Origin of the sequence: Streptomyces sp. SID12488 (genome assembly GCF_010548275.1) — a bacterium.
Classification (GTDB): Bacteria; Actinomycetota; Actinomycetes; order Streptomycetales; family Streptomycetaceae; genus Streptomyces.
The window spans coordinates 66,920-93,788 of the sequence record NZ_JAAGLT010000015.1 but is presented as its reverse complement, the minus strand read 5'-3'; the positions used below and the strand labels follow the sequence as shown (position 1 = coordinate 93,788).

Annotated in this window: 28 protein-coding genes and 1 pseudogene; 8 read left to right on the top strand and 21 right to left on the bottom strand. The window is 61.8% G+C overall.

The annotated features are described in order from the left end of the window. Positions 1 to 394 precede the first annotated feature (394 nt). Positions 395 to 754 (top strand): hypothetical protein, encoded by a 360-nt coding sequence (locus tag G3I56_RS22930; protein ID WP_164411870.1) that lies wholly within the window; start codon positions 395 to 397, stop codon positions 752 to 754. Between the two features lie 86 nt (positions 755 to 840). Here the strand turns inward: G3I56_RS22930 and G3I56_RS22925 are convergent, their stop codons facing one another. The 3 genes from G3I56_RS22925 to G3I56_RS22915 are packed head-to-tail and all read right to left on the bottom strand — an operon-like array spanning position 841 to position 4,018. Further along, positions 841 to 1,356: a hypothetical protein gene (locus G3I56_RS22925; protein ID WP_164411867.1), complete on the bottom strand. Its 516-nt coding sequence runs from the start codon at positions 1,354 to 1,356 to the stop codon at positions 841 to 843. 42 nt (positions 1,357 to 1,398) lie between these two features. Next, positions 1,399 to 2,433, bottom strand: a complete 1,035-nt coding sequence (locus G3I56_RS22920; RefSeq protein ID WP_164411865.1) for a UvrD-helicase domain-containing protein — start codon at positions 2,431 to 2,433, stop codon at positions 1,399 to 1,401. Then, the gene (locus G3I56_RS22915) at positions 2,420 to 4,018 is read right to left on the bottom strand and encodes an AAA family ATPase (protein WP_164411863.1); all 1,599 of its coding nucleotides are present in this window, start codon (positions 4,016 to 4,018) and stop codon (positions 2,420 to 2,422) included. The genes G3I56_RS22920 and G3I56_RS22915 overlap by 14 nt, the downstream gene beginning before the upstream one ends. A gap of 231 nt (positions 4,019 to 4,249) precedes the next feature. Between G3I56_RS22915 and G3I56_RS22910 the strand changes: the two genes are divergently transcribed. Next, positions 4,250 to 4,786 carry a hypothetical protein gene (locus G3I56_RS22910; RefSeq protein ID WP_164411861.1) on the top strand — a complete coding sequence of 179 codons (537 nt, stop codon included), beginning with the start codon at positions 4,250 to 4,252 and terminating at the stop codon, positions 4,784 to 4,786. A gap of 131 nt (positions 4,787 to 4,917) precedes the next feature. Next, complete coding sequence (locus tag G3I56_RS22905; RefSeq protein ID WP_164411859.1) at positions 4,918 to 6,597, top strand: deaminase; 1,680 nt, start codon at positions 4,918 to 4,920, stop codon at positions 6,595 to 6,597. Positions 6,598 to 6,885: 288 nt separating this feature from the next. On the opposite strand, the pseudogene G3I56_RS44020 reads toward G3I56_RS22905, so the two are convergent. The 8 genes and pseudogenes from G3I56_RS44020 to G3I56_RS22875 all read right to left on the bottom strand — a co-directional run. Further along, positions 6,886 to 7,031: pseudogene (locus G3I56_RS44020) on the bottom strand (esterase); the annotation flags it as partial. A gap of 236 nt (positions 7,032 to 7,267) precedes the next feature. Further along, positions 7,268 to 7,990, bottom strand: coding sequence for a hypothetical protein (locus tag G3I56_RS22900; protein WP_164411857.1), 723 nt, complete (start codon positions 7,988 to 7,990; stop codon positions 7,268 to 7,270). 6 nt (positions 7,991 to 7,996) lie between these two features. Continuing rightward, positions 7,997 to 8,614 carry a sigma factor-like helix-turn-helix DNA-binding protein gene (locus G3I56_RS22895; RefSeq protein WP_239135035.1) on the bottom strand — a complete coding sequence of 206 codons (618 nt, stop codon included), beginning with the start codon at positions 8,612 to 8,614 and terminating at the stop codon, positions 7,997 to 7,999. Continuing rightward, the gene (locus G3I56_RS43260; protein WP_203690443.1) at positions 8,611 to 8,805 is read right to left on the bottom strand and encodes a hypothetical protein; all 195 of its coding nucleotides are present in this window, start codon (positions 8,803 to 8,805) and stop codon (positions 8,611 to 8,613) included. Before G3I56_RS43260 ends, G3I56_RS22895 begins: the two co-directional genes overlap by 4 nt. A 435-nt stretch (positions 8,806 to 9,240) precedes the next feature. Continuing rightward, the gene (locus tag G3I56_RS22890; protein WP_164411855.1) at positions 9,241 to 9,423 is read right to left on the bottom strand and encodes a DUF397 domain-containing protein; all 183 of its coding nucleotides are present in this window, start codon (positions 9,421 to 9,423) and stop codon (positions 9,241 to 9,243) included. Positions 9,424 to 9,435: 12 nt separating this feature from the next. Continuing rightward, positions 9,436 to 10,290 (bottom strand): helix-turn-helix transcriptional regulator, encoded by an 855-nt coding sequence (locus G3I56_RS22885; protein ID WP_164411853.1) that lies wholly within the window; start codon positions 10,288 to 10,290, stop codon positions 9,436 to 9,438. A gap of 7 nt (positions 10,291 to 10,297) precedes the next feature. Continuing rightward, a complete protein-coding gene (locus tag G3I56_RS22880) occupies positions 10,298 to 10,822 on the bottom strand; it encodes a DUF6879 family protein (RefSeq protein ID WP_164411851.1) in 525 nt (174 codons plus the stop codon). Beyond that, the gene (locus G3I56_RS22875) at positions 10,782 to 11,201 is read right to left on the bottom strand and encodes a hypothetical protein (RefSeq protein WP_164411849.1); all 420 of its coding nucleotides are present in this window, start codon (positions 11,199 to 11,201) and stop codon (positions 10,782 to 10,784) included. The genes G3I56_RS22880 and G3I56_RS22875 overlap by 41 nt, the downstream gene beginning before the upstream one ends. Before the next feature lie 191 nt (positions 11,202 to 11,392). Between G3I56_RS22875 and G3I56_RS22870 the strand changes: the two genes are divergently transcribed. The 4 genes from G3I56_RS22870 (at position 11,393) to G3I56_RS22855 (ending at position 14,430) form a co-directional block, all read left to right on the top strand. After that, the gene (locus G3I56_RS22870) at positions 11,393 to 11,752 is read left to right on the top strand and encodes a hypothetical protein (RefSeq protein WP_343240031.1); all 360 of its coding nucleotides are present in this window, start codon (positions 11,393 to 11,395) and stop codon (positions 11,750 to 11,752) included. Between the two features lie 440 nt (positions 11,753 to 12,192). Continuing rightward, positions 12,193 to 13,320 (top strand): radical SAM protein, encoded by a 1,128-nt coding sequence (locus G3I56_RS22865; RefSeq protein WP_164411845.1) that lies wholly within the window; start codon positions 12,193 to 12,195, stop codon positions 13,318 to 13,320. Continuing rightward, on the top strand, positions 13,317 to 13,484 hold the full coding sequence (locus G3I56_RS22860) for a hypothetical protein (RefSeq protein ID WP_164411843.1): 168 nt from the start codon (positions 13,317 to 13,319) through the stop codon (positions 13,482 to 13,484). The genes G3I56_RS22865 and G3I56_RS22860 overlap by 4 nt, the downstream gene beginning before the upstream one ends. 88 nt (positions 13,485 to 13,572) lie before the next feature. Beyond that, on the top strand, positions 13,573 to 14,430 hold the full coding sequence (locus G3I56_RS22855; protein WP_164411841.1) for a GNAT family N-acetyltransferase: 858 nt from the start codon (positions 13,573 to 13,575) through the stop codon (positions 14,428 to 14,430). 547 nt (positions 14,431 to 14,977) lie between these two features. Here G3I56_RS22855 and G3I56_RS22850 read toward each other — a convergent pair. From G3I56_RS22850 to G3I56_RS22835, 4 genes are all read right to left on the bottom strand, one after another. Further along, positions 14,978 to 15,766 carry a hypothetical protein gene (locus G3I56_RS22850; RefSeq protein WP_164411839.1) on the bottom strand — a complete coding sequence of 263 codons (789 nt, stop codon included), beginning with the start codon at positions 15,764 to 15,766 and terminating at the stop codon, positions 14,978 to 14,980. A 92-nt stretch (positions 15,767 to 15,858) separates the two neighbouring features. Further along, the gene (locus G3I56_RS22845; RefSeq protein WP_164411837.1) at positions 15,859 to 16,089 is read right to left on the bottom strand and encodes a hypothetical protein; all 231 of its coding nucleotides are present in this window, start codon (positions 16,087 to 16,089) and stop codon (positions 15,859 to 15,861) included. Between the two features lie 541 nt (positions 16,090 to 16,630). Continuing rightward, the gene (locus G3I56_RS22840) at positions 16,631 to 17,827 is read right to left on the bottom strand and encodes a NotI family restriction endonuclease (RefSeq protein WP_164411835.1); all 1,197 of its coding nucleotides are present in this window, start codon (positions 17,825 to 17,827) and stop codon (positions 16,631 to 16,633) included. Next, positions 17,828 to 18,763 (bottom strand): site-specific DNA-methyltransferase, encoded by a 936-nt coding sequence (locus G3I56_RS22835; protein ID WP_239135049.1) that lies wholly within the window; start codon positions 18,761 to 18,763, stop codon positions 17,828 to 17,830. 512 nt (positions 18,764 to 19,275) lie between these two features. Between G3I56_RS22835 and G3I56_RS22830 the strand changes: the two genes are divergently transcribed. After that, positions 19,276 to 19,605 carry an Lsr2 family protein gene (locus G3I56_RS22830; protein WP_164411833.1) on the top strand — a complete coding sequence of 110 codons (330 nt, stop codon included), beginning with the start codon at positions 19,276 to 19,278 and terminating at the stop codon, positions 19,603 to 19,605. A 331-nt stretch (positions 19,606 to 19,936) separates the two neighbouring features. Here G3I56_RS22830 and G3I56_RS22825 read toward each other — a convergent pair whose 3' ends face one another. From G3I56_RS22825 to G3I56_RS22800, 6 genes are all read right to left on the bottom strand, one after another. Then, positions 19,937 to 20,809 (bottom strand): hypothetical protein, encoded by an 873-nt coding sequence (locus tag G3I56_RS22825; protein WP_164411831.1) that lies wholly within the window; start codon positions 20,807 to 20,809, stop codon positions 19,937 to 19,939. 24 nt (positions 20,810 to 20,833) lie between these two features. After that, complete coding sequence (locus tag G3I56_RS22820) at positions 20,834 to 21,499, bottom strand: hypothetical protein (protein ID WP_164411680.1); 666 nt, start codon at positions 21,497 to 21,499, stop codon at positions 20,834 to 20,836. 400 nt (positions 21,500 to 21,899) lie between these two features. Then, a complete protein-coding gene (locus G3I56_RS22815; RefSeq protein WP_164411828.1) occupies positions 21,900 to 23,774 on the bottom strand; it encodes a DNA/RNA non-specific endonuclease in 1,875 nt (624 codons plus the stop codon). Positions 23,775 to 23,942: 168 nt separating this feature from the next. Continuing rightward, positions 23,943 to 24,167 (bottom strand): DUF6417 family protein, encoded by a 225-nt coding sequence (locus tag G3I56_RS22810; protein WP_164411678.1) that lies wholly within the window; start codon positions 24,165 to 24,167, stop codon positions 23,943 to 23,945. A 109-nt stretch (positions 24,168 to 24,276) separates the two neighbouring features. Continuing rightward, positions 24,277 to 25,713: a hypothetical protein gene (locus G3I56_RS22805; RefSeq protein ID WP_164411826.1), complete on the bottom strand. Its 1,437-nt coding sequence runs from the start codon at positions 25,711 to 25,713 to the stop codon at positions 24,277 to 24,279. Then, positions 25,713 to 26,321: a hypothetical protein gene (locus G3I56_RS22800; RefSeq protein WP_164411824.1), complete on the bottom strand. Its 609-nt coding sequence runs from the start codon at positions 26,319 to 26,321 to the stop codon at positions 25,713 to 25,715. The genes G3I56_RS22805 and G3I56_RS22800 overlap by 1 nt, the downstream gene beginning before the upstream one ends. Positions 26,322 to 26,869 lie beyond the last annotated feature (548 nt).

The window sequence follows — 26,869 nt, the reverse complement described above, 5'->3', positions numbered from 1 at the left end:
ATATATAGCAGAGGCCGTTATGGCAGCGCTCCTGCCGCTCTCCCTGGGACCTGAACCGACGTCGCCTGTGCCACTGGAACAGCCCGTCGTCGCCACAGCAAGAGAGAGCACGTGACTACAGTGCCTGTGAACGGTCGAGGCCCAGCCATATCTCCATTGTGGCCCCACACAGAGCCCACCGCGACTCGATCTCCCCGAGCGGCCCAGCCCCAATTTATCCACAAGCTTTCCGGCACTCACCCGACAGGCCACACGGTGTTTCCTCACGAGATCTCGTTAGACAGCGAGCCCTCCGGCTCCCTCGCGATCACCTGGATGACGCATATGAGTGGCGAAGCACTTCCTGCGGGCTCACGGTGAGACGAACCGACGCCTACACGAGAGAAGGGGCGCTATGCCCACGAACACCGGCATGAAGCTCGTTGCTGGCTTTGATGACATGCCCCAAGACACCAACGGCGTGACGGCGTCAGCGCAGCGGCTGATCAAGATGGGGCTACCTGATCGCCTCGACCCCGACAAGATCACGCTGGCAGTAAACGACCTTCGGGCCATCCTGTCCTCGTTCGAGAGCTACCCCGACGAGCACCTGAATCTTCAAAACGCAATCCTGAGACAGGACTTTCGAGAGGCTCGGGAAATCGCCAAGCGGGTCGGTATCACCGAGAAGGATCTGTTGGCAAACGGCGGACAACTGTGGGGTGTCGTGGTTGTTATCGCGATCGCAGCCGCCGTACTTCTTGAGCACGACTAAGTTATTTGCCGGCCTCACCGCCGTGACGCCTAGCCTAGCTCTGCTGCCGTTTCCGAGGAGTACGGTAGCAGCTAAGGTTGGGCGCTCTAGGCTGGAGGTCGACTGCGTAGCCCGAGCATTCCATGAACGTCTTGCATGGTGGTTAAGCTGGCTCGGCTTGCCAGATCCTCGAAGTAGACCATGGTCAGGTTTCCGAACTTCTGTCTCTCTGCGTAGACATAAGGGGCAAGCTTATCCCAAGCCTTAAGGATCGCACGCCCATACGCACCCAAGATGAGCTGTTCATCGACGATCCCATGAGCGACGAGCTTTCCGATGTCATCGTAGAACAGGCCGACACGACGAATATGGACCTTAACTTGCTCTGGAAGGTTTCTGTATCCATCCAGAGCCGGATAGTTTTGCGTTAGCTCATCACGGACGTATTCTAAGGACTGAGAAAATGGGAGGCTCCGAGTCTCTCGAAAGGCGTCAATGATGATTGGCAGCACGTTCGAGTCATGAGCCAACTTGAGCTGTCTGCGGGCCATGGTTACGGAAGTTGCGAGTGCTGCTACTGATATGAGTAGAGCAAGCAGGTTCCACGCGATTGCACTATTCATGCGATCACTGTGCCCACATTCCTTACCTTCGAAGCACGGTCGCTACGGGATCACGAACGCCACGCTGTACTTAGCTCGCGTCACCGCGACATACAGCTTGGAGCGATCGCCGGCCTGCTCCGGATCGCGACCTCGGTAGTACTTGACCATCGGCTGGGTCGGGAAGATCAGCACCCGGTCGAAAGTGCATCCCTTCGACTGACCGAAGTTCATGGCTTCGAACCCCAGGGTCTTGGCCCGCTTGTCCCACCTGAGCACTACCGGGTCGTACCTCTCGACGTAGGCAGCCACCTCAGCTGGCGTGATCGTGGAGACGCCGTCATGACCGGTGATCTCGGTATTCTTGGAGATCGTTCGCGGCAGGTCGGGGAAGAGGTCGTCGGCGAAATCGCAGATGGCCTGGTTGCAGCGATAGCTTTCGAGCCGATGCTCGATCTCGCAGATGTCCTTGCGCTCGTCCAGCCAGTCCGCGATGCCCCTACCCTTGTACCGCTTATTCTTGGTCGCGTTGTTCGTAGCGAATGTGGCCTGTCTCGGGTCCCCGACGACCGTGACCGGGGCAGACGATTTCAGCAACAGGTCGAGGATTTCGAGGTCGTAGCCTGCGAGGTCCTGGACCTCGTCGATGTAGATGTGATCGTAGATGTCGGCCAGCCGGCCTACGACCTTGCCACCGCTCCGCTGATCGGCCTCGTAAGCGAAGGCGGCCACAGCGTCACGGAACATGTCGCCGTTGGTGTCGAGGTAGTACCGCTTGACGTTTGTCTTGGGGATGAACCTGCTGCGCTCGCCAACAAAGTTCAGCCCACGCATCACCCCCACCTCGTCGAGCACGGCGCTCTGGTACGGGCGAGCGCACTCGTTGAGCAGGAACGTGAACCAGGTCATGACCGTGACGTGCTTCGGCAGCAGGCCAGTACCGGCACTCAGCCGATCGACCAGCTGATTCATGTTCTCGGTGGTGTACGTGGTTACGAGCACACGCTGGCTCGGGTCGCTGAGCACGCAGTCCACGATGTGCTGCGTCTTGCGCGAGCCGGCCGCGGCCAAGACGGCCAAGTTGTCATGCGACGGCATCGGCGATGTACCCCGGCATGGTGATGGCCTCCTCGGCCTCGAAGATGGCCAGCGCGACGCTGGTCTTGCGCGCCTTCATATACGCGAGCAGCTCGTCGTCGGTGGCGAAGGTCTGTCCGAAGATGGTGTTGAGCGCATCTCGCCCGTTCGCCTTCAGGAGCTGCGGCTCCAGGGTTGGGAAGTCTTTGTCCTCGCCCACATGCACCGTGATGTTGGCGAACCCGCCGAAGGCGGCGTACCGCGCCTTCACATCTGCGGCATCCTTGCCGTCGTTGTCGGTGACAACCGCGACTTGGTTCTGCTCCAGCAGCGATGCGATGTCGAGGAACCTCTTGAAGGACAGCCCGCGGATGTTGACCACGTCAACGGCGTCCTCGGCTGGCAGACAACCGTGCACGTCGCTGTAGGCGCGCTGGACGACCAGTTCGTCAGAGGGGCCCTCAACGAGGATCGAGCGGCGGGCCAGGACGACGCGTAGCGTGTCGTAGCCCGACAGCTTGCGGAAATACTCCTGGGTGTCGGCCGGCAAGCTGCTCAGGCGGAAGCCCTGCCGGGCGGACAACAGAACGAGGTTCTCCAGGCCCAGCTTGTTGAGCACATAGGAGCTGTGCGTCGTGATGAAGACCTGCTTGTCTTCGCACTTGGTGCCGATCTTGCGGATCAGCTTGCCCAGGTTCGGGAACGACAGATGGTTCTCCGGCTCCTCGACCAGGACGACGTGCGCGTCGTCCACCTGCTTGTTCAGCGCCAGCAGGATCTTCAGAGTGCTCTGCTCGCCCTTACCGACGAACTGGAACGGCAAGTCGTCGAGGTGGGGCACGATGTTGCTCTCCCAGTTGGTCTTCTGGGAGACGTCGATAGCCAACGTCAGGTCTCGATCGCTGACTTCCCGCGGAGCACCGCGCAACTTCTGATTGATCTTGACGATGGAGTCGTCATCGGCGAAGTTCTCTCGGAGGCTCCGATATGCCCGGGCCAGCTCCACGCGCTCGCTGGCCTCCAGGTTTTGGCTAATGATGCCGTTGAGGTAGTAGTCGACACCGCTCTGGAGGTGGATGGTGGTGGCGTCGATCAAGGAGGCCGTGGCTGGGATGCGATGGAAGGTGATGCCGTTGCCCGCGAAGTCGAGCCAGTCGACCTTGTAGTACTCGGTCGGTACTAGACGGACCTGCAACGGGTCGTTGACGAACTCCCGGTACTCCGCCTCGTAGTCCGGGTTGAGCGATGCCCGGATACGGACGCCGGGCTCGTCGCTCTTGAGAAGGTTGTTCGTTCCCTTCAAGGTGGGCGGCGCGTTCTTGCCGTCGAGGAACAGGTCGATGATGATCTCGGGCGGCTTGGCCTCAAGGCCGTCACGCAAAGCCTCGATGTACTCGTCGACGACTTCCTTGTTGAACAGGTACGGCGACAGTTCCTGTGCCAAGAGTCGCCCTCGGATCCGGCCCGTCAGGGCCAGGCCTATCGCTTCAAGCAGGGTGGACTTCCCCCGGTCGTTGTCACCAACCAAGATGTTCATCTTCGGGTCGAAATCGAGATTGAAATCTCGAAACGTCCGGTAATTCTTGATGACGATCTTAGTGAGCACTGCTCCCCCGGGTTACATACGTCCCATTTTATGATCACCCGGCGCTTTTTGCGAGCCCAAAGTGCACAGCAGTGACGGCAGTTGTCATACATGCCTACCGGTGTGGCCGGGATTCAGGAGGCTAGCAGGCGTATCACCCAGCGCGGCCAGAAACGACCAAACTGACCTGTTTAGAACTTTAGTTCGACCCCGGCATGATCGAAGTTCGGTCCATCAGCCACAATTCCCCTCATGGACGCAGCACTCGCAGGACTCGTCGGGGCGCTCGGCGGTGGCGTGATTGGGGCCGCCGGCGCTTGGGGTGCAGCCCTGATCGCCTTCCGCGCAGCCCGCTACCAAGCCGACACTCAGGCCAAGAGCAGTCACGAGCAGTGGCTCCGCCAGGTCCGACGGGACGTGTACGTAGCGTTCCTGATCAAAGCTCGCCGCGCACTCGATGGGCCGTTCCAGGAGGCGCTCGACCGAGACCAGACAATCGGCTTCGTCGGCATCGAGAGTGGCGAGCTCGGCACCCTGATCGCGCAGTGCTCTGCCGCATACGACGAGATCGAGGAAGCCGAAGCCGCCATGGCGCTCGAAGCGCCGCCCGAGCTCGTGCGTACGGCTCGAAACTTCATGGAGGCTCTCTACCTCCTCGTGCATGAACTTCGGCTCATAGAGCTGTCGCCCGGCAACGCGGACATCGCCCAGGTTGGGGCATACAGTTCGAGGGCGTTTGAGTGCTTCAAGGAAGCCATGGCCATATGTCGAGCCTCGCTACAGGACTGATTCGCAATCAGACTCTGCGGCTGCGAGCGGCGAACTGTCAGCAAGGTCTCTCACCAAGCCCGGTGGCAGCTCGTCGCCCAGTAGGCGTTACCCAAGAGGCCGCTCGAAGCCTGTGGCCGTACGGTTCGTACATGACGACTCCGGAGGGTGTTGAGCCCGCTCCAAATCGTGAAACTACCGATCAAGGCCTGGATCGGCCTACGCTTCCTCAATCTTCACGGCCTCTGGAGCAGGCCGAGATTGCCTCATCTCCGGAGTTGGTGTTCGCCTTGGTCTGCACGCTTGGGGCCGACTACCGCGTGCTCCAGCATCATCTGGAGAGCGAGCTTGCCGCATGTGGTCACGCCCTCCAGCCTGTGAGGATCAGCGACGAACTCGGCGGGCAGCAAGAATTCCAGCACATGGCAGAGCGATACGAGGCCTTGATGGACGCTGGCGACAGATACCGCAATACCATCAGGATTCCTGGTCCTCTTGCCATCAGCGCCATTGAGCGGATCAGTAATCTACGACGCAAGGGTGTAAAGACTGCCTTCTTTCTCGATAAGTTGGTACGCCCAGACGAAGTAGAAGTTCTGCGCGCAACATATGGTAGTCGACTCTTTCTGATCGCGTGCGATGCCCCCAGATCCATGCGCCTCAAGGAGATGCAGGCAAAATTCATGGAGTCCAGCCTTAACGCAGATGAGGCGATGCAGGCTGCTGTCCATGCGATCAATCGCGACGCTGGCGAGGCACAATCCAAGGACGCCCAGTGCAGCAAGATCGATAAGCGTTACCGGGTTGCAGTTGGCGAAACCCTAGAACTAGCCGATGTTTTCGTTCGAGGAGACGCACCCGAGAAAACGCGCGAGATCATCACTCGCCTCGTTCAATGCATTTTTAGCCACCCATTTCACGCCCCCACTCTTGATGAACTAGGCATGGCACTTGCGTATCAGACTGCATTGACTTCAGCAGCACTATCTCGCAGAGTCGGGGCCGCCATCATGATTGGCCAACAGATTGTAGCTGTTGGATCAAACGAGGTTCCAAGGGCAGGCGGCGGTACCTACCATGAAGAAAGCTGGAAAAGCGGACTCGATGCTAGGGATTTTCAGCTCGGCAGAGACCCAAGCGACCATATCAAGATCGATATTTTGACCGACCTTCTTGAGCTCTTGAAGGAGGCCAACTGGGAAGCCCCAGAGGACAAGAAGACTCTCGCGCCGAGGAAACTGGCAGTGGCGATGGCCAATCAGCTTCGAGGCTGCAAGCTACTCGACGTTATTGAATACACGCGGACCACACACGCGGAAATGGTAGCGATCACCGCCGCCGCCAGAAGGGGAATTGCGGTCGAGGGCGCAACGTTGTTCACAACTACCCTGCCCTGTCATGAATGCACTCGCAACATCATTGCGACAGGCATTGGAAGAGTTGTCTACTTGGAGCCCTACCCGAAAAGCAAAGGCGCCGATCTACAATCCGACTCAATCTACCTTGAAGCTTACGGGACGGAAAGCCGCCAAGATAAAATCGCATTTGAACCCTTCTCGGGATTTGTCTACTGGCGCTTCGCGGAACTATTCTCAAGCGAGCACAGGAAAATCGATGACACTCGCAAGCGGAAAAATCAACCATTGAAATATGACGGGGAAGCTGTAACATGGAAAGCGCACGATTCTAGGATCAGGTCGAGCATCTTCCCATCAAAGTACGGGGACGCAGAAACCTACAAGCAGCGATTCATTGAAGAGTGGCTACGCGGAGAACTCCGCAAAAAGAAGAAGACTGTCGAATCTGTCAACGGAGGAAACAATGAATCATGATCTGGCGGAACGAATTGTTGGGGAGATGGCGGCAGCTTGCCTCCTAAATGGCCTCACCCCGTTCCCGGAGACTTCGACGGTAAGGACTCCGACCGAATTCGATCGCATCCTTTATGAAGTCGTCGATATAAGAGAATACGTCCGGCGCTTGCGAGAGGAAGCGGGCATGACACTTCCAGAGGTTTAGGATCTCGCCACTAATATACCCAGGTTCCATAATTCGGAGCCTGGTCTTTCTTTTTCAAGATGCTGAGTCGTTAAACCGTTCCGATCGCTACCCGAAGCACCTCGTACCGCCTCGACCAGCAATGTGGCGCGCACGTCCTCCGAGCCGCTGATGATGTTGTTCACCGCGTAGAGCCGAAGGCGATGCCTTACTCCGGGTCGGCGAAGCCGAGTGAACCGCCACGACCGGTGTGCCCGAAGGCGTTCGGTTGGCCGTTCGCGGAACTCACGGACAGCCGGGATGTACTTGCGCAGTTCGAGTCGGGCCGAGAACGCCTTCAACCGGCCCACGGCGTACCGAACTAACGCTGTTTTCCAGGAGGCCCATGGCGCCGAGGGCCCGTTCAGATCGCCGCCTGGCCAACTGATCCTCGCCGAACCAGCCTGGCCGATCTCGGACATCGCGTGCCTGTCGCACACCACACAGACGATGAGCGTCCGAGGGCTAACGACCGGCAGTGACCAGATCTTCGAGCTGGTGCGCCAGCCCGGGGCTGGGCTGAGGAATTGCCCCGAGCTCATCAATGAGCTCGACGTCCAAGTCCTCCAACGCGTCCTTGACCGCAGCCTCCGGTACAACCACTTGGTCATCTGGCAAGTCGATAAACACGGTGACTCCGCCAGCCGCTGAGGTCGTCTCGACGACTTCATGGGCGACCGGCGAGTACTGGCAGGGTTCGTGTTCGAGGCAGGCCATCTGCCTGGCCCAGTGCTGGGCATCGCGCCATTCGCCACGGCGCAGGTGCAGCAGGTACAGGCACAGAGCTCCGGTGGCTTGGCCGCCGCCAGCCGCGAACTGAAGCCAGAACTGCGCTCCTTCCTCTCGGTCGGCCAGCATGAGCAGACAGGCGAAGGCGAGGGCGCCCCCAGGATCGCGTGCGTCATCGAAGTGAGCCAGGCGATGGACGGCATCGTCATCGTGGATGACGCCCTGGCACAGGGCTCGGAGGTCGTGAGCCGCACGCTCATGAAGCATCAGCGGTGCCCACGCTGAGCGGCCCCCCGAGACCATGGTGGGGGACGGTAATGCCTGCATCCAACGCAGTTCCAGCAACTGCTCCGTGATGCGTTGCTGGGAGCTCTCAAGGTCCGCCGACGTATATGAGCCGGCGAAGATGCGAGCCCGAGCGAGCGCTTCTTCGATCGTGCGCGGGCGTTGCGAGCCCATGGTTAGTCACTCCTCATCATCGACGTCCCCGATTTCGTCGATCTCCAGTCCAAGGTCCGCAGCCAGCCGCCGCTTGGCAGCGCGGCGCGTCGAACGGACGGTCGCCTCGCAGATGCCCATGACCAGCGCAGTGCGCTTGGTATCGAAGCCGAGGGCGAACTGGAGCACCATCACATCAAACTGGCGCTCCGGTAAGCGGGCCATTGCTGCATAAAGGCCCAAGCCGTCCTCAAGTTCGGTAACCTGCGCACGGAACTCCTGGCGGAAACTGTCCAGGATGGGATCACAGGCCGCGCGTATGGCGCGTTCGAAGGCCAGTGTCGCCTGGGCGGCCGGATCGCGGCCCTGGGCTTCCAGCTCGCTGGCGACTCGCTCTTTGAGCAGGGTCCAAGCCAGAGCGCCGGGGTTCTCATGGGCGGTCACCTTCTCCCAGATGACCGCCAAAAAGACGAAGGTGGTGTCCACCAGGCGGTCAGCGGCGACCTTGTCGCCCAACTGAACCTGGGCGTACTCGAAGTAGGCCTGGTGGTACAGCTCGTGGAAGGCCCAGAAGGCCGGCGGCATCATGTCGCTCGGCTCGCGCAGGGCGCGCTCGTCGCGATCATCCGGAGGCTGGGCGTTCATCGACGGCCTCCTTCGTCGAGCCCGGGCTGGTCGGGCCGAGCGACGGGCTGCTGTTGCTCGATGAGAGTCGCCGCACCGACCCGTACGCCGGCGCTCAGAAGGCGCCGGAAACCGGAACGCACGTCGGGCGCAAACGCCCGAGCCGCGGCGGCCGAGGCCAGCACAAGGCTGGCAACGTCGTCGAGTGTCACCTGGTGGTCCTCTTGATCTCAGACGGCGCCAGTCAGCAGTTCGTCCCCAACTCGTCAACTTCCGGCACCTGGAGCCTCGTTACTCCTGCGAGAAGCAAACCGTGCGTGGGGGCCAGTTCGTGCAGAGCGCCTCACCACCAGTTTTTAACGGAGAGTAGCCTTCCGGTTACGGCAAACGCCGCACATGGGTTCGCACTATCCCCCGCTCGCTTACGCCACCCCTTTCGCCACGCCTGCCAACTGCACATCCACCGAAGCAGCCCCACATCCGCCGCGGTTTGCGCAAACCCTGAGTGATCATTCAATTACATTCATGTGACCGAGGTCACGGGGTCACGGAGCGGCAGGAGCGCTCGGCAAGGTGTGGTGAGAGCTCCTACAACTGCTGCTGACCAGCAGTTGTAGTGCGTTGGCAACCGTCTTCCAGGCTCGTCACTAGCTGTTCTTGGCGAACTCTACGAACGCCGACCACGCGGCTGGCTGGAGGGCCAGGGCTCCGCGGCCCCGGGCTTTCGTGTCCCGGACCATCACCGTCATCGGTTCGTTGTCGGCTACTTCGACGCAGTTCTCGGTCCCGGTGTAGGAGCTGGTACGCCAGTTCGGGGTCACAGGCTGCATGGTGGTGCTCTCCTAGTCGCTTGGCATCTGGTCGAAGTGCTGGTTGGCAGTGAGGATGAGGTCGCGGACGGCGGTGCCGTAGACCGCGGACTGCTTCAAGAGGGCGAAGGCCTTGGTGTACAGCTCGATCTCTCGGGGCTGCGTGACGGAGAACTCCGCCGAGTAGGTCTCTACCAAGACGAGCTTGTCGTCGAACATCGAGAAGCCGTGACCGAGCCAGATCTCCGTGGCGGCGGCACGAGGGACGATGCCCAGGCTCAGCCGAGGCAACCCCATCAGAGCCAGGAGGCGGTCGAGCTGAGCCCTCATGACCTCTGGTCCGCCCACGTTGGAGTACAGAGCCTGCTCGCCGAGGAGCACGTTGTAGATCCGGTTGCCCTCATACAGGTACCGCTGCCGTTCGAGTCGCTTACCAACGGCCGCCTCGGTGTCGTTGGGGAACTCCAGGAAGCGGACCGCTTGTTGGAAGATCTCGGCGGCGTAGTCCGCTGTCTGGAACGTCCCCCAGATCATGTTGGGATGCCAGATCCGGAAGACCTTGGTCCTGGCGTAGACCGGCAGGGACTTCTGTTGCCGACGCTCGGCGCCTGTCTGGACCTGCCGGCGCCACTCAAGCCACAGCTCGTCGATGTGGCGCACCGTCGCGACAAGATCAGGGATGTGCTCTTCTTGCCGGGTCGCTGTGCACCAGGCTCTGATGTCCTGCTCGCTCGCGTTCTGCTTGCCGTGCTCAAGGCGGGAGACCTTCGATTCCTGCCAGCCGAGGGTGCGCGCCAAGGCCCGGCCACTGGCGAATCCGGCATCCTTGCGGAAGCCGCGCAGCCGGGCACCCAGTGCCTCGCGCGTTTCTTGTGCTTGGTTGCTCACGGATGGTTCAGGGCTTGTACTCGCGGTGCGGGGTGGCCAGGTCCCAGAGCAGGTCCCGGACACGAACACACTTGGCGACGACCTCAGGCGTCTCGATTAGCTCCGAGCCGACAACCCGGCCATCGTCGCCGAAGTGCCCCACGGCCAGGAGCCGACTGTCGAACAGCCACCAGTCGTTGCCGCCTGCGGGGAAGACCAGCTCGGGCGGAACGAGCTGCCGAGGAATCCACCGGATCTCCTCGCCGGCCGCCTCGTTGTAGCTGGTGGCCGCGTACTCCCACTGGATGTAGGGCGTGTGCGGTTCGGCAATGACGCGTACGCGACGGACGGTCTTGCCCTCGCCGGTGACGTGCTGGATCAGCTGGGTCCACGGCTCCATGTAGGAGTAGTCGACAGCCTCTCCGCGGAGCCAGCTCTCGAACGGGCCGTCCTCATCCGGAACGGAGTAGTCGTCCCTCATCTCCAGATGGAAGGCGTCCTCCGTGAAGGTCTCAAAGAGCCGGTTGCGCTTGGCGCTGGAGATCAACTCCACGCGGTTCCTCCAGTAGGGCGGTGATCGCGGCCTTGGGGACCTCGACCACGGTCTCGTAGTCCGGAATCTCCATCTGGGACAGGGCCTCGGGGTCGGTGACCTCCAGGCCCTGGACGACGTACGTGCCGCCAGGCGTCAGGATCATGATCGGGTCCTCGATCCGCCTGATCTCGCCGGCCGCCAGTCCGTCCTCCTTCAGGAACTCGAACAGCTCCGTCGGTACTTCTACAGCCGTCTGCCCCTCGGGAACGTCGAGCTGCATCAGCAGGTCGTTCGCGAAGATCTTCCAGCCCTGGACGAGGTACGTCTCCCGATCCGTGGCGTAGAGCGTTGGGCAGTCGCCCACGGTGGAGTTCTTACCAAGGAACCGTAGCTTCATGGCGCTCTCCTGTCTGCTGCCTTGCGCTTGTTTGCGCGACACCTCGATGGTCGAGGGCCTGTTCGAGGCCGTCAATCGACTTGCTGCAAACTCACGCAATCTTCTTGGGAGTTGGACCGCGGCCGTTCTACGTTCGTTCTCGAACCCAAGCCCGCGCAGGCGGCATCGAGGGGAGAAGCGTGGTGGCGAGCGTGACCGAGGAACCCGAGGCCGGCGTCGACAGCTTGCCGATCGATGTCGAGCTGATCTCAGGCATCACGGATGACGTGCTCAAGATGGAGCTGAGCACGTCTACCCGAGAGGACATCGATTTCAAGACGACGAGGGGCATCGGTTTCCTGCGCCTGCTCCTGGCCGAAGAGCTGGGCGCGAACGACGATGACGACGTCATGGACCTGTTCCATCAGGCGTACAAGCTGCTGGACCTGACCAGCCGCCCCGGCAGACAGACGCCGAGCTTCACTGCCTTCTTCTTCATGCGTGAGGTAGCCAACCTCACCCGACGCCTGATGTGGGTCTATGTCGAGAGGAACGGCGGGGCACTGCAGTGACGCAGAGAGAGCGGCCTGGTGTCGGAGACGAGGTCGAGTACAAACCGGGCTGCCGGGCGATCGTGACGGACGTCAGACAGGGCGTGCTCATCCTTCGGGCCGCTGCTCGTTCCGAGTGGCCGGCCGACAACCCGGACCAGCTCCTTGTGACGCGGACTCGGCAGGAGCGCGCCGAGGCCGGAGCATGACCCGGCGCCAGTGGGTCAGGGGCACCTGTCTGCTCTGCCGTCGCTCCGATCAGCTCGTGATCTTCATAGGCCCGGTCGAAGTAGGCGGCCTATCGGCCCCGGCATTCGCTTGTGGCGACTGCTGCGAGTGGTGTCGCCAAGTCGTCCGCTCCTACAACCAGCGGTGGGACGCGCGTCCTGCCATGTAGCTCCCACCCCGGCTTGGTTCCCCCGTACGAGCCGGGGTGGGGCTCAGCCTTCAGGAGGTACCAGATGCACAAGCTGATCGTCAGCCCGTTCCTGGATGGCTACCTGGCCGTCCAGCCGGGGAGCGCCACCTGTGTGCGACTGCCAGCCGAGCGCTACGAGGAGTTACGGCAGCGGGCCGGTTCCGATGACCAGGTGCCGGCCTGGCTGGTCGGGACCGCCGCCGAAGCGTGGAATCTCGACCTGGACGGTCAGGCCGCCCAATCGACGGTCCTGGTGCGCGAGCCGACCGAACTCGCCTTCGCGCGGGCGAGTTGGGAGATCAACCTCTACTGCAACTTCGGCTGCAAGCACTGCTATCTCGGCGAACGCCCCTTGGCTGGTCTGAGCTGGGACGAGAAGGTCAAGCTCATCGACATCTTCCGCGACTCGGGCGTTCTCTGGCTCCAGATCACGGGTGGCGAGCCGACGATCGACCCGGACTTCGAGGGCGCCTACCGATACGCGTACCGCCAGGGCATGATGCTCACGGTCTCCACCAACGCCTCGCGCCTGTGGAAACCTGAGTTGCTCCGTCTGTTCCGGGACTGCCCGCCGTATCGCGTCGTCGTCAGCATGTACGGCGCCACGGAAGAGTCCTTCGACGAGCTGACCCAGCGCAAGGGCGCCTGGAAGAACTTCCAGAAGGGCATGGCCGCGGCTCGAACTGCCGGCCTGCCGCTGCGGGTATCCGTCGTCGTCACGGAGGACAACGCCCACGAGGTCGACGCGATGGTGGCCCTGGTGAAGAGCTGGGGTCTGGACCACCACGTCTACACCAATATGCAGCCGACGTTCTCGGGCACGGGTGAACCCCTGCTCGTCCAGTCCACCGAATTCCTTCGCAAGCGTCCCGTCTTCCAGGGCTGCAATGCCGGCGTCACCTTCTTCCACGCCGACCCGCACGCCATGGTCTCGATCTGCAAGATCGGCCGCGACGACCAGATCAACCTCATGACCGAGGGCATCGATGGCCTTCGCCGACTCGGAGCGATCTCCGACCGGCTCATGCTTCGCACCGGTGGCTGCACGGGCTGCTCGCTCTCCGGCTCCTGCCGGGTGTGCCGACCGCTCGCCAAGGTCTACCAGGAGGCGAAGGCACCACTGAACACCTACTGCCAGCACGGAGACACCAAGGAGATGGTCCACTCATGAGTCCCGTTCCCGTCGAGATCCAGACCAGCCGCCCGCCAGCCATCCGCCCGGCTCTGCCCACCACCCTCGTCGCAACCACGGCGCTCGTCATCGAGTCCGACGCCGACGCCCTGATGGAAGGCAGCGGCTGCTCCTGCGCGGCTGGCGACGACAACCCGAACTGACCGAACCCCGTCCGGTCATCTGCGCCCAGGCCCTGACGGATCTACGTCGGGGCCTGAGCCCTGAGCACGAGATGAGTACCCTGAGCACATGCGATTCCGCTGGGACTGGCTACGTCCAGTGGTGTTGGCGCCCTACGTGCCGACGATCGGACCGGTCCACCCGTCGGTCCTCACCGAAGACCTGTTCACGGACACCTTGATTGCAGCCTCCACTAACCAGTGGTTCTTGCGCTACGACAAGGACATCCGCTGGTCCGACCGCAAGGACGAGACGGTTCTCGTCGAGGCCATCGTTCACCGGCCCGGCGAGACGCTGGTTCCCACGCTGTCACGGCGAGGCTCCGGCATAGTCAAGGTCCACGTCTACGGCATCGAGCCCGACAGCGCCTTCGCCGCCACCGAGCTGGCTCAGAAGCTGGCCGCCGAGCACGGCGCGGGTAAGGCGCGGATCGTGCGATTTCTCGGCCCTGAGTCTTCGGAGGGGCGCGGTACGCGCATCCAGCTCCAAGACTTCAGGGCGACCATCCGTCCAGCACCCGACGGCCCCGTACGACCGTTCAACGAGTGGCCGGCGGAGGTACGAGGCACCTTTGCCCCCTTCGCCGAGCAGATGGCCCCCGACGGCTTCACCTTCCTCTACGAGCAGATGCAGGCCGCGACCGTCGGTCCGGTTCTCACCGCTGTCCTGGACGGCAAGGTAGCTGGCGCCATCGGCCCCATGGAGATCCGGCCCGACGCGATCGGCACCCCTCAGTTGATGCCCCAGTACTTCGGCGTCCTCCAGGAGCATCGCGGCAAGGGACTGGGACGGCAGCTGTGGCGTGCCGCGATGCACTGGGGACAGAGCAACGGAGCCACCTACCAGCTCCTCCAAACTGAGGTTGGAGGAGCCTCAGATCGACTCTGCCGATCTGAAGGGCTGACCTCGCTCGGGTTCACGTACTGACACGCCGCTTGACCTTGAGACGCCGAATTCTCGCCTCTGTGGATGCCGCTGACCGCATGGGACGGCCCGAGCTGATCACGAGGAAGTGGATCACAACTCCCGTTACCCTCGCCACAGTCGCTGACGCTCAACCTGCCTCCCACTATCGTGTGGCTCGAAGCGCCCCCACTGACAGATGAACCTGTCGCTACATTGACGAGATGTCACCTTTGGATCATGATCCAAGCATGCGATCACCATTTCGCATAAATACATCATGGTTTAGAGGTGACATAAACACACCTCAAGCCATACCGGAAAGGAGCACAGTCGAGATGCGAAAGATTCACTCTAGTGAAATCCCTGACACTGACCCACTAGAGCCGGTTGCCGTGGTGGACGACAGCGGACGAATTTTCGCCGTGTTGGGCGTAGACGGGGCTGGCAGAATGCCAGAAGCTGACGATGAAGCCCTTGCTGAATTCGAGGCGTCGACTCTCGACAAATAGCGGGAACTTATCCGGTAGTCAGAAATATCACCTCTTGGGGCACGCGCCTCAGGAGGTCTTTACTTCTCGGCGAGCCAGCCCGGGGAGCACAAGCTCGGAGCGGCCGAAGCTGGGAGTCTGAACGTGACCCGGCCTCGTGCGGCGTGCGCCATTTCGCCGTTCAAGATCCTTCCCTTGTTCTTATTGGTCTCTTTAGTCATGTTCTTGTGTGCGACAGTAGTTAGCAATGAGTCCATGTCGGCAAGGTGAACTGCCAGCATTCCGTTGGGTCCAGGGACATCCTTGGAAACGCGTTTGTGACTGTTTGCACGCAGCACGAGTGCCGTATGTGGAGCCTGCCGAGTGAAGGGCATGAAATCAAATGGAGCGAACCCTAGTGTCCAGCTTTCGTGCTGCTCACCCAAGAGTACATATCGAAGACCAACGATGATTTCATCCTCCGCTGTCGGATTTCCATCTTGATCCTCTGTGATCTTCTCCCACCACCATCGTTCAGATTCACAAAGGTCGTTGATCAACTCGATCAAGCACTCAAGTGAGTCTACATAGGGGAATATGATCTGGATGGCTTCAGTAGAGTCTTCCACTGCGTCGAGAAGGTTAGCGACGTCACGGCGCAAGAGTTGCGAATTGACACGACCGGGAATGCAGGCGGATTTCCAGTTGGCGCGGTCAAATTTTTTAGCGAGGCTACTTGCGAACAGACAAGAGGATTGACCCTGGCTGATCCAGTTATAGAGGATGTTGCTGACCAGATCAGAACGAGCGGCCAAATCATCAGGTGATTCGATCTGGCCGTCTTCGATAAGCCACTGCACATAGTCGTCGTAGCCGGGGAAACTTCGCACCTTTCCATCAGCCAGGGAGCGTGGGACTGACTTAAGAAGACGGGGTTTACTCGTAGATTCGCGTGACGGCACTGAGTCGCCGCTCGGTTCGTCTAGCGAAGCCATTCCTCCGCCTCCTCGTTACCCAAGGCGAACTCGCGCTCGGTCGGAAGTTGGTTGGCTTCTTCCGCATCCACCGGCGGCATATCAGTGGAAGTGTTGACTCCCAGAATCATCTGTTGGCCACCCTGGTCACCGATCAGAGTGGGCTCCTCGCTCTTGAACGCGATCCTCACCTGATGGACGGGGTCATGCTCAAACTCTTTGCGAGAAACGATTCGCATGGCAACGCACCTACCTTCGGTGGGCTTCTTAGCTGCGCGAATCCTTTGGCGCTGATCCGAGCGGCAAGCCCTTCCCTACCACTGTGGGCGTGGCTGCTGGTCCGTGCAAATGCTACGGACTGCGGCCTAGGCCTTCCAATGAGTCCCGATGAGCCTGGCTGGGTCCGGAGGTGTAGCAGCGTCCGACCGCTGCCAGCGGACAACAAGCAACACGGGCTCCATGGGTGTGGCCCTCGCCACCGGGTAGGCCGTGCCCAGTCATCGATGAGTGCGAAGGCCAGGCCCGGGAGGCGACTGTTGGAAGGTGGTGGCCTGACCGGAGTCGAATCGAGCCCGGCAGGCACCACCGTTCGATGCGATCCAGAACCTCGTCAACTGGCTGCACTCGTAGATCGACAGCCTGACCCGCAGAGACCGAGAGCGTCATGAACGCGACGTTGGCAGTGGCACGGCAGTACATCGGGCCCGACGAGAGCAGCAGTCACGGACGATCTGCTGCTCTCGTCGAGTAGGTGAACATCTACTCGATGCCACCTGGCCGTTAGAGCAGCGTTTCTGTCTTGGGCGGCTTGGCCACGACCTTCTTCATCGCCTTCTTGCGTGGGGGCCGCGGCGGCTTCAACTCCGGCAAGAACTCGCCCAGCCGGCTCTTCATAGACAGCTGGAGCTTGTCCGTTGCGGTGCCGTCTTTCAGAGCCGCGTCCGGAGACACCTCCAACGCGTAGTAGCTCAGCGTGGCTGCATCGGTGCCAATGATTCGCCACAGCTTCAACGAGTTCGGAGTCTCTGTCTCGGACAGTTCGGTGTCGAAGACATAGATCCACGCTGGTGGATTCTCAACCGGCTCGTGGTCAGGCTTCATCAGGCGCCAAGTGCCGTCTTCATAGTCGATCAACTCGGGCCTGCCGAGGTGCCGCTGCCAGCTGTCCCAGACCGAGCGCGGGATGGCGAAGATACAGCCGGCCGACGAATCATCCGCACCGAGCTGGAACTTGAACATCATCTGGTAGAAGGTGCGCTTGAAGACGTTGGCGATGTTCGGCCCTTCGACCTTCTCCGCCAGCCACCACGGCTTCTCGCTGACCGCATCGCCGAACCCCTCTTGGTGCATGTGCAGCGCGGCGTTGAGGTTAGCCACGGCCTTGCTGTACCCGCCGTGGAAGTCCATGGTCTGGATCTCAAAGATGCCGTACCGGCCAAGGCAGAGCTTGCCCTGCTCGTCGGCCACCAACTCGATCATCGTCGCGTCGAACGACAACTCCGGCGAGCGGTGGCCGGCGCTGATCCCGATCTCGCCACCCAGCTTCTCCTGGAAGTACACGATGGTGGGCAGACCAGCCGCGACCCGCTCGCGAACCGCTTCAGCCGTCTCCTTGTGGTCCAAAACTGTGGCGGCTAAAACCTCGACGTCTGCGCCTTCGGCGAAGCCGAACAGACGGTGAGCTGCTGACTCAAGCATCGAGGTGTCGAGAGCTCGGTGGGGACACACCAACCAGTCTTGCCGCACCCCGTTACTGGTGCTGCTGATCGAGCAGACGCCCTTCGATGCCTCCCGCTTCGTACATGAGGTGTCCTCGCCTTTGACGATCGTCAAGAACGGACACCGCTGGTGCTCCTGGTCGTAAAGGCTCTCTGCCGTCTGGGCAACTACCGGGTAGACCCGATGGCCGAACCATTCGCCGATGAAGTTGTTGGGCTCTTTCTTCTGCTTCTGCTTTGGGATGGTCCCCCCGGACAACTATTCCTCCGTCTTCCTCTTGCTCTTCGTCGTGGGCTTGACTGGCTGGCTTGCCTTCACGGCCTTGGCCACGTTGGCTGTCGCCGCTTGGTGGAACGGCTCGTGCAACTCGAAGCCGATGCCGAGCCGACCATACTTCGCAGCCACGGACAGCGACCGCCCTGTGCCACAGAACGGATCAAGGACCGTTCCGCCTGGCGGGCAGGAGCTGAGGATGCGAGGCGTAATCAGATCTTCCGGGAAGGTCGCCGAGTGACCGTCCGAGCCAGATCGAGCCATCGTCTTCACCACGTCCAGAGCGCCTGGCTCGACCTTGCTCATGTCGTAGTAGTACTTCGGACGGCCTTCTTTGGCCCGCTTCACGAAGTGAAAGAAGTGCTCATGTCCGAGGCGCAGTCGGTCCTTCTCGGGCCGCGGCGGCACGTTCGGCTTGTGCCAGATGAGGTCGTTGCGCACGATCCACCGCTTCTCCTGCATGGCGATGGCGAAGCGGGTAGGGACCAGCAGCAACTGCTTCTCCTGGCGATAGCCACCCATGGGAGTGCGGCGCCGGGAGCGCGGGTTGTCACCCAGACCCTGCCGGCCGTCGTGGCGGATGCTGGACCAACGAGCGAAGTAGGTGTCACCGATGTTGATCCACATGCTGCCGCCAGCCTTCAGGGCAGCTGCGCCACGCTGCAAGATCTCGACGAGATGAGCGATGTACCACTCGGGCAAGGGCTCCAGACCCAGCACGCCACCGTGGTTGCGGTACCAGTCGTACGACGGCACGTCCGTCTGTTCTCGTGACTCGTCCTCGGCCAGCCACTCTTTGAGGATGTCCTCGTTGTGCTTTTGGCCGTACGACCGCAAGCCCCAGTAGGGCGGAGAGGTGATCAACAGATCGATGGACTCTGGCTCCAACTTCTCCATCAGGTCGTAGGCGTCACCGTGCATCAGCTGCACTTGCCCGTCTCCCTCCGCCGACTCATCCACCGCGGGGGCTGACTCATAGACCATCTCTAGCTGCTGAACCACAGGCGCAGCCTAGACGCTTGGTCTGACAGAAGCGAAGCTCACTTCCAACCGAGCATCCTCTGGGTGGCCGCTCCGCACGCCGGCCACGCGCCAACAGAGGTAGGCGTAACCCACTGCATGGTCTGTGATGCAGTCCAGCTTGAAGCGCCAGCCATAGCACGAACCCACGGAAAGAACTGGACCAATTCTGAGTCAGCCGATCCGAATCTTCCGTTAACTCTAACGCTAGTACGCGGCCGTCGAGAAGAGTATCAATTTGAAGCGAACTGGGCCCGTCCGCTCGTTCAGTTCGCAACGAATAGGACTCTTTCGGCATGTACCGCTCGCGCGACATGCCAGCCTTGACGACAAGTCATGCCCCACACTGATGGCGAAGTTGAGCCCTCGGCCTATTAGACTTCTTACAGTCCAACTTGAAAGAGGAAATTCCTATGGTTCAGCGCACTGTAACCGTCTTCACCGACGATCTAACGGACACCGAGGGTGAGGACATCGCTACCCACACTTTCAGCCTCGATGGTGTCAGCTACGAAATTGACCTCAATCCTGACAGCCACCAGCTACTACTGGATGCCCTGGCGCCCTTCCTCAAGGTCGGCCGCAAGTCGGGCAGCGCACCTCGTCACCGTGGTAGCAGCAAGCGGACTGATGGCCCGGACCCCATCAAGGTACGTGAATGGGCCAAGAGCGCGGGCCTTGACGTCAATGCCCGCGGCCGGGTACCTCGTGACGTGATCGAGAAGTACGAGGTCGCTCACTGATTGCCCCTGAGCTGCCAACTTGACGAGGGCCCGCCGTGTCGGCGGCAGCATCAGCCGAACTGCTGGCGCCGACACCGGGAATTCAAGCGGACGCGCCGGACCGGGGACCATTGGTGACAGCATGAAGCTGGCAGGCCATTCGTGGCGCGTCCTGCCAGCTCTGACGTGCGATGACATTGAGTTAGCCCGTTCCTTCACCTTGGCCCTGGAGAACGGTCCCGCAGGCAAAGCAAAGAGGCGTAGTTCGCCCCGGAGCCGCGGCGGTCCTAGTCTCAAGGACCAGGGCATGGGAGAAACGCTCGGACTGCGGGCCACGGCCACCGCGGATTCCTCAGCCCGATCGGAAGGCGACGCGCACCGCGCCATCCGCTGGCACGACGAGCACGCGGCCACCCGTCTTCGCCCAGTCCTCGGGGATGAGGAACATGCGGTCCTTGACCTCCGCGAGGAGCCGCAGCCCCTCGTATCGGTACCGGAACCGCTGCGGGGGATTGCTGACCGGCAGGGTCATCTCGCGTACCTGTCGAGGGGGAAAGTACAGGCGCTCCGCCGTATCGACGGTCACCGCGGGACGCAGCCACAGGTGCCGCGCCAGGTACCGAGCGTCGTCGGCGCCGTGCCTCTTCGCGTACGCGTGCACCGCCCAGAAGCAGGATAGGCCGACCAGCGCGGCGACGAGGGCGAGCGCCAGCCGCTCGCGTGCTACCGGGTAGCCAGCGCCGGTGAGCTTGAACGACAGGGCCCTACCGAACACGACAAGCACCAGACCGCCGCCGATCAGCAGCGGGGTATCCATCGCTCCGGCACGCCACACAGCGAAACCGCCGAGCACGCCCAGGATGAACATGACCAGGCCGCAGGCCGAGACCGCATACGGCGCCAGCCGGCTCCCCGACGGCAGGGGCGCGTCCCGGTTTCCCAGCATGCGTGCCGCGTAGTAGACCAGAACGCCGGCCAGTGCGACGGTGAGCGCTGCGCCCGCGGGGACGTAGAGGGCCCCGGCACTGCGCAGTGCGTACTCCTGGGTGGAGAAGCCGAGGGTCGCAGCGTCGACGCCGAAGTGCGCGTAGAGAGCGTCGGTGTAGGCGAAGCCGAAGTAGAGCAGCAGGGCGCCGAAGAACGTGGTCGGGGCGGCCAGTGTGGCGAAGGTCGCGACCCAGTTGCCCCAGGGGCGCGTTCCGCTGTCGGAGTCCGCTTCGGTCATAAGGCCCCCTTCGCGTGGGCGGGCTCAGCCGTTGTCATCGGATCCGCCGGTTTCGGATGTGCCCCCGTCGGAGGTCTCGCCCGTGGTTTCCCCGGTCGTTTCCCCAGTGGTTTCGCCCGTCGTTTCGCCGGTTGTCTCCCCGGTCGTTTCGCCGGTGGTCCCGCCGGGCGGCGGCACGGGATCTGCAGAGATCGGCTCGCTGACCTCGTCGGCGACCCCGGCCTCGTTCCGGAGCGTCGCGCAGACCTGGCGGGTTGACTTCGAGTTCCCGCCCTCCTCCGAGAACCTGAACTCCGGCGCGACCTCGCCCCCGGCGGGCACGGTCACGCTCTGGCTAGGCGGAATGGCGGGCCGGCTTTCCTCGCCCGGTGTGCAGTCCAGGACTTCGAGCGTGCCCACGTAGGTCTCGGAGGACGGATTCGTGACCGTCTTCTTGTAGCTCTGCGGCCAGTGGCCCGAGAACCCGTCGGAGAGCCGGCCCGCGCGGTTGAAGCTCCCGTCGTCCTTCTCCTTCTCCCTCTCCCGCTTCTCCCTCTCCTGCCTCTCCTGCTTCTCCTGCTCCGTCTCCTGCCCGTCCTCCGCCGCCGTCGGGGCGGTCACGTCGGTATCCGGGCGCGGATCGGAGTCGTCGCCGGAGCCGCAGCTGGTCAGCAGGGCTGCTGCTGCGCAGAGAACGAGTGCGAGAAGCACGCCCCCCGGTCTGTTCCAGAAACCAGTCGTCCGGCCGCGCATGGAGCCTCCCGATCCCAGTCCGCCGAGGCGGAGCGCCTCCGCTCCCCTTTTCGGCAGACTAAAACGGTGTCATATAGGAAGAAACCGCCGTTCGGGTAGCCGTCCGCTCCTGCGCCACGGTGGACGAGACCGGGTGCGGACGTCGGAAGAGACGGAGGAGTGGATCGCCGTGGTGGAGGCGTGGTCGTGGCCGTCCTCGATCAGGTGGGTGACGTAGGACCTGTCGCCATCACTGCCCCCTGTCCCCGCTGAATCCGGTACGTCTAATACGAACTGGCCCTATCGGTGTACCCCGCCGCTTAGATCAGACGGAAGTACACCGATGCCTGGCGTCCGCCCTTCTGGTGGAGTTGACAGATCAATCCCAGTGGATGGCGCCCAGATTCGTCAGTGGCGTCCGCTCAGCGACCGACTCGGGTACGAGCAGATGGTCGCCCTTGTGGAGAGCGGTGGGGAAACGAATGTGGGCGCGTGCCTCGATCTCGTCGAGGGTGACCTGGAAGACGCGGAACTCGCTGAGGTCCAAGGCTTCGAGCTGGTCCAGGTCCTGGGTGAGCAGGAAGGCCTTGGCCTTCAATTCACCATGTTCTACGAAGGCGATAACCTTCCAGAACTCTCGGGGGATCTTCACGCCGCGGTAGACGTGGTCGTCGTCCTGGAAGACCGGTCCACCGAAGACACTGACCTTGAGGTCGTCTACATCGACGTCCGCGAAGACTGCGTCCTCCAGCTCGCCCCATAGCCCGTTCTTGGAGCTCTGGTTGAAATCGTCCATCTGCGGGGTGATGTTGGTGTAGAAGAACGAGTCGGTGTTCGCCTTCTGCGCCTCGGGCAGGCTGCCCCACAGCAGATCCGCGCGGCGTGCGATGTGGCCGCGGTCGAGGCGGTTGGCCTCGTACAGCTCGTTCCCAACCTGGGCGTTCGCGGGTAGCCGCGGGTCCTTGGTGAACGGGATGCCGGACCGACTGAGCCTCTTGAGGCTGCCGCCGTCGATGTTCCACCCCACCCAGAACGGGAAACGTCGCTTCTTGCTGAGCGTCAGCGAGAAGTGCGTGTAAGGGATGGCCTCGGAGCCGTTGAGCCGCACGGCGTCACCGCTGATCTCTGCGGTGAGCTGCGGGATGTCGATCTGCTCGCCGAGGAAGTCAGGGTTGTAGCCCTGGAGGGGCTGCACTTCTTCGGGAGACGGCTGCTGCAGGGTGATGTCGAGTTTCTCGAACACCGAGCTCGACAGACAGGCCAGCGCATGGTCGTCCGGTTCGCCAGCGCTTTCACCACCAAAGTGGAGTCCTGCAATGACCTTGCTCGGCCTGCCATTCTGCTTGAACAGCCAGACCGCACCTGAGTCGCCGCCCATGCTGATCTGCTTGTCCGCCGCCGGGTGCTCGTCGTCAGGCCCGATCTCGAAGCAGCCGATGGTCTTCTCGCCGACGTCGCCCCCATAGTCGATCTTGGCCATGGTGTGGATGCGGCGGACGATCCCGTGAGTGACGCCCGTCGTGCGTCCGCTCTTGATGACCTTGTCGCCCAGGTCCGGCTCGCCCAACTCCTCGGGCGCCACGCCGAGTTCCAAGATCTTGGGGTCGAAGGTACGACCCTTGTCGATGGTGGCTACGGCGCAGTCGCCGGCCGGGCCCAGGTGGGATCGTTTCAGGACACCGAGGTGGTTGTGGGAGATCTGGTTGTCGTCGAACCGACCAGGCTGAACGATTTCTTCGCCCGGCTCACCGTCTGGGCCCTGTAGTACATGCCAGTTACTCAGTACGTACGGGGTGCCGTCAGCCTTGTCGAACACCTTGCAGCCGATGGTGCCGGCCGTGACAGTCACGCCCCCAACGCTCGCACCCGGGGCGATCGGGTTGAGATGGGTCTTCCGCTCCGGCTTTGCGACCTCGGGCACCACACGGAAGTGAGACTCGTAGCGCCGTTCAACGACATCGGTCGGCACTTCTCTGCCGTCGACAGTGATGGTTGCCGGGATTCGGGTCGTGCCCAGGGCTTCGAGTGCTTCCGGCTCAGCCTTGCTCTTGACCGTGAACTGCAGCACGACCTGCTTCCCTCGTGCGCCGCCCGTGATCTTTTGGCCGATGCCGACGGACGACACGTTTGGATCCTTGAGCAGATCCGGCCCCTGTACGCGGATGTACTGCTTCAGGGACTCGATCAGTTTGCCCTCGGACGAGGCTGCCCCTCTGGGCGCTGACGCGGTCTTCTTCTTGTTGTTGGTGGGCATGAAAGGGAGGCGTCCTTTCGTGGAGGAGGGAGAACAGCTCGCGCACCGCTGGCCCAGTTGGAGCGGGTGCGATGCTCCTGCGAGCGTCCACTTGCCATCACTCACCGAAGCAGAGATTTACGTAATATGCCCCGATATGCTGCCCCAAGAGGGGAAGCCCTGCTGGCCTCATGCGGCTGCGGGCGAGTTCCAGTCCTCCGAGGGGACACGAGCAGCGATCTCCCGTGCCCACCGGTCTGCCTTCGCTGACTCGGGTCCTCGCTCCTCCGCGACGGCCAGTAGCAGCTGGCGCAGATCGTGCGCTTCCTCCAGGGTGAGCAATGCGAGCCGATCCGCCATGGGCTCCATGTCGAAGTCGATCTCATCCAGGTCAAGGTGGCTGTAGTCGTCCATGACTGAGCCAACGGGATCAGGCCCAAGCAAGTCACGGCAAGCCTGTCTGCAGCCAGACCTCACCCTGCGACGCAGTATGCGACGAAACTAGGCCGTTCTGCTGTCCGGCCTAGTCTTCGGCTTCTTCATCGGCGACGACTCGGAGCGCGATTGGCGACAGGTCCAGGGGCTCAAATAGCCTCGAAATCTCTCCGTATTCGCCGCGCCGGAGGCTCCTGAGCATCGGAATGGCACTAGCCATGAAATCTGAAAGGGGGAAAGTGGCCTTCGTACGACCGGACGCGGTCCGTTTGATCAGGTCACACCACAGGTGCCGGCTTCCTCCACCCAGAGCGATGGCTACTGCCTTCACCGATGATCGTCTCCCTAGCGCACCTCTTAGGTCCTCAAGGATCTCGTCGTGGCCGAACTCCGAGCTGAGCGGTGCCCTGTACTCAATCTGACCACCCGCGGCGGACTCAATCACGAGCTCGCTGATGCTCAACCCAGCAGCATTGGCCCTGTCGAGTAGCTCCGGCAGGTCCACCTCACCGCTCTCAATGTCTTCGACGGAGGGCAGCGACGAGGTTCGACCTGTCGAGAAGAAGGTCTGATACCGGTCGGTGGTGTATCCCAGGAGTCCGGACTGGGTGAACCACCGTGGCTCGTACCCGTATTCCTCGGTCAACGCAGCGTCGGATACAAGGCAGCTCTTCGCTTTGAACCAATCTAGGTTCACATTCACGAGCCTTTGCAGATTCTCCGAGCTGGTTGGAATATCGATTTCGCACAGTTGACTCAGGGTGACGCCGCCGCCAATGCGCCTCCAGAATTCACTGTCATCTGCTACAGCGATTTCGAGCAGCAATTTTAGGCCGGGAGCATCCAGATCCACCCTAACGTCGGTAGCACCAGGGAAGCTCGCTGGGGAGGCTCCGGACCCCAGCCACACTGCGTGCAGCAAGCGGGTGAATTGGTCAGCGTGGGACGGGTCCAGCAGCGACTCCGTCGCCTCTACAGCCTCGCGCGTCTGGTCAACCTCCGCATGCTGAGCGCCAACAAACCCGAGCCCGACCGCATCGCTGGTAGAGCGGGCCCGCTCCTGATCGACCAGACCCTTGCCACCTTGGAGCACAGCACGCGAAAACAGTCCTAGAACTGATCGTTGCCCACGCCCCTCAGCTGAGAAGGCATACAGGCTGTCAGGGTCCGCGACAAGCGTTCTGGCGTTGGCCGATTCACGGCCCAATTCCTCGTGATTCCTGGGGTCCACCAGTGGGGCGAGGGGCATCAGGATGGGTTTTTTCTCAGAGATAACCTCGACATCTTCACGCAGATACTGCGGGTTTGTGTTTGTCCTGAGGAATACCTGACGCTCCTCTTTGACTCCATCCCATCGCAGGACCAGATCGGGCGCATAGGTATGATTGAAATACTCCGTCGTCTCGATCCTCACGGAGGAGTCGGAGGAGAGAAGGTTTGCGATGACCGCATTCTTAATCGACTGCACATTGCGAGCCGGATCGTCGTCGACGAGATTAGCAATGGCGACACTGTACTCACTCATCAGATCTCTCCCATCTCGGCTCGGTGTGAAAGCAACAGACCACGATGCCTAGGAGTAATCACTAGCTTTTCTTGCTTGCCAGAGAGAACGATCACCCAGAGTCGCTCCGCCACCTCGGCCACGATCTCCTGGTCAATTTTCTCTCGCGCCGCCTGTTCGTCTTCGGTGTCGAAGACCCTTTTCAAATTGCGTGATACAAGGAGTCCCTTAGTTACTGCTGCGGGAGTACACAACTCCTTCCATGACTCCTGTCGAAATGGATGCCAAGTGATCCACATAAAGTGGTCGGCCCACCGTCGCTGATCCCGGCGCAGGAGATAGCATTTGGCAACCCAGTCGTCATAGTGGGCGCCTTGGTCGCCAGCGCTACTATAGTTCTTACATTCCGCTACAAAGAAGTGCCCGTCGAACTCTCCACCGCTCAGGATGCCGCCAACATCGAATGAGTACGGTCGTTGCTCGCCATGAGGCCAGTTGAATTCAAGGCGGGCGGCTTGGACGGCGTCCTCATTGGTCCATGACTGACTCACTCGGGTTGTCGCAATGAGCCACAGCCTTGCCCGTCTTGCTCCATCCGCCCCTTTTTGATGCATCGCTTCCCCTGGCATGTCGCGATGGTAGCGGCGTCCGCCGCTGTCCGTAGCCGATTGTCTTCTACTCGTTACGAGGAGCCACACCTCGGCGGAAACCGTTCCAACGAGGCGGACGCCAAGCTCGTTACGCATGGGCCATGCTCGGGCAGGCCAGAGTCTGTGATTGGGGATTGTCCACTCGGGGCGCGGGGCTGAGGTTGTGCATGCAAACGACGGCCTGGACAGCGCCATGAGGCCTGTCACCGCGCTGCTGGCGGTCACGCCCTGGCAGTGCCAACTCAGCGCGGACGTGCGCCAGGAGCCAACCAGACCCCACCTTTCCTACTCTCGGGCAGGAAATCAGTGAGGTCGTGGAGAGCCTGCCATCGAATGGCAGCGTGGCCCAGTCGATGCTTGCATGGAGCTGTGTGCAGCGAAACAGGGCGTACAGGGCGAATCATCCGGAGGGTTCAGACGACTTCACGAAGAGCACCTGCGGCTGCCCCGCGCGCAGCCCCGCGTCACCTGGGTAAACATGCGCGCCTCGCACACCAGCCCCGCCGCCCGTGCCAGCATTGTCCGTA